General features: G+C 32.7%; 1 protein-coding gene. It reads left to right on the top strand.

Features of this window, described 5'->3' with window-relative positions; genetic code table 11:
- On the top strand, positions 1-244 hold a 244-nt coding region (locus tag I6E26_RS11170), incomplete at its 5' end, for a hypothetical protein (RefSeq protein ID WP_235321932.1).
- Position 245: the final 1 nt, after the last annotated feature.

Below are 245 nucleotides of genomic sequence, written 5' to 3'. Positions count from 1 at the left end.
TAATGCTCTTGTACAGAATTATTTGCATGCTTCCATAATTGCTGCAATTAATCTTTACCTTTTGTTTTCAAGGAAATTAAAATTGAGTGTTATCATCGTGATAGGTTTATTTTTGCAAAGGATTTTTTTATGTCCATTCTGGGCACAACTTAAATGTCGTCTCATATTTGGAGCGGCTTTTTTTCACAAAAACGCAGCCATCAATATGTATGATAGACTGCGTTTGCGAATAGTTTCTGTTTAAA

The organism is Anaerovibrio lipolyticus (assembly GCF_021531495.1).
Lineage (GTDB): Bacteria > Bacillota > Negativicutes > Selenomonadales > Selenomonadaceae > Anaerovibrio.
This window is presented reverse-complemented; position numbering and strand designations above follow the sequence as displayed.